Here is a 2,139-nt window from a genome sequence, read left to right as displayed (position 1 = left end):
AGTGGCCAACCCTGTTAATTTTTCAAATATTGCATTCACTTCATCTTGATTAAGGTCAAATTTACCATTATTATAGTGGACGATTCCTGTTTTTGGTTCCACATATTGCATTGAAGGGATATCAAAGTGAAGCTGATGCTTGTTTGGAGCAAAGAAATAAGGATGTAGTCCTGTCGAAAATGGCATCCTTTGTGTATTGCTCAAATTGGTGTAAACTTGGAATATTTCTATAGAATTACCTTTGATTTGATAAGTAAAAGTTAATTGAAAATCGAAGGGATAAACAGTTTTTGTGAATCTATTACTGGTTAAAACTAGAGTTATTGAAGCTCGGTCTTGAGTAGACTTTTCTATGACTTCCCAAGGTAGTTCTCGTGCAAATCCATGTTGTTGGAGAGAGTAACTATTACCATTATATTCGTATATATTATTAGGTAAGTTGCCACAAATGGGAAACAGGATAGGTATACCACCTCTTACTATTAATTCTGGATTTTCTAACCTTTTGGAATCACAGTAAAGTAGCTCCTGATTATTAATACACCAACTTGTAATTATTCCTCCTCTCTCTGGAACGACATTTATACTAGAATTAAATCCTAAATCAGAGAGGGTATAAGTCTTGTATTGTTTTTGTTGAAGTGCGATGGCAAACACAGTTTTTAATTCAGGAATTGATTATTTAATATTGGGCATTGGGTGATGATAACTAGAAATAAAAATCTACTTTCTTGGTGATTTGCCCAATCATTATTTAGACCTCTAGTTTTTATATGATTACAGTATATTGACTACTCCCCGGACTCAAGTCACGGGGATTCTAAGTAGATACTACGCAACATGATAAATCCGTGTTACTCCGTCTGTTCTTAGCTGACCAAAGAATATTCTTTGGGCACAATGAAATTGTCCCCCTACACAGTTGGCTTAAGTCTAAACTTAGCTTTCTGCTTACTTTTATGATAATATTTGCAGCCCCATTACAGTCTGCATTCACAAAACAATTATTACCACTCCTATACAAACTACGCTGTCTTGATGCAGTCGCTCATGGGGGAAACCCCCTTTGGCGGCGCTGCATCGCTTTATTCTTTTCGGTGACGGTTTCCAATCATTGGGTTCCTCACCATCAATAGGAAGATTTTCACCATCTAAAAATGAAGCGACACTTGTATAACTTTCTTGGTGTTTCTAAAAATAGAATCCCATATTCAGAGCATAATTTAGCTATTCTTTCTTTAAGTCTAGCTGTAGGAATTGGTACAAATTATGAATTACTTTTTTTTCCTAATTTTATTTCATTTTTCTGACCTTTATTCCAACCAAATACAATTGTAACCAATAGAATTTTTTAAACAATGATTAATGACTATTCTGGCTGCTTTATTAATACTGTCACGCATTTGGCGGTTACGCTTTTCTGTAATGACAGCTAGTTTATTTGACCAAAATCCTTGAGGTTGATTTTCTTTGATAGTTGATATCTGTTTATTGTACCAACGATTTTTTTTAGATAGTATTTTCATTTTGAACTTTATTCTACGTCATTCGATACCTCATATCTTCAGAATCATTGAATATAAAAAATAGAGTATGTAGCCATAGTTATTATAGTTATTAATGTTTGTATGATTTTAATTAAATTCTTAAACGTGGCAATTCAATAAAAGGTTCTTTGATAAAAGGTTCTTTAATAAAAGGTTCTCTTTCTTCTTTAGCAGATGCTTCAGGATTCAATATTGGTGGTAGAGAAAAGCTATTGTGACTATCTACACCAGCTTCTCCTTCAGACAAATTCTGAGAATCATCTGTGGAATTTTGCTCATTTTCTGTACTTCTAGGTGGCAACTTAGGTAAAGTTGGAGTTGATAAAATATTAGAGTTCGATCTACTTGGACTGGAGTTACTACCAGCAAACTTTGCAGAAGAATCAATCTTATCTATCTTGAGAGGGGTTCTCATGGGTTGATGGAAAACACTAGAAATTTGAGCAATATGACTGAGAATTTCCTCTCCTTTTTTTCCTGTAACAACTTGAGGTTGGTATTTGCTAACTACTATCGGCAAAAACTCAATCTTCATTTTGCCTGGTTTTAAAGAGACTTTCAAGATTGCTGTCTCATAATCACTCTCTTGATT

At 34.0% G+C, this 2,139-nt stretch carries 2 protein-coding genes and 1 pseudogene; all 3 read right to left on the bottom strand.

The genetic code is table 11. From position 1 onward, the window contains the following. Nucleotides 1-657 (bottom strand): aldose epimerase (locus F6K13_RS29990; RefSeq protein WP_287289399.1); only part of this gene is annotated, 657 nt, incomplete at its 3' end. 656 nt (nt 658-1,313) lie between these two features. Continuing rightward, complete coding sequence (locus F6K13_RS29985) at nt 1,314-1,526, bottom strand: hypothetical protein (RefSeq protein WP_192901074.1); 213 nt, start codon at nt 1,524-1,526, stop codon at nt 1,314-1,316. Between the two features lie 112 nt (nt 1,527-1,638). After that, nucleotides 1,639-2,139, bottom strand: a pseudogene (locus F6K13_RS29980) (CapA family protein); the annotation flags it as partial.

Origin of the sequence: Okeania sp. SIO2B9 (genome assembly GCF_010672505.1) — a bacterium.
Classification (GTDB): Bacteria; Cyanobacteriota; Cyanobacteriia; order Cyanobacteriales; family Microcoleaceae; genus Okeania; species Okeania hirsuta.
The sequence above is the reverse complement of the archived record's forward strand: the minus strand, read 5'-3'. Positions and strand labels throughout refer to the sequence as shown.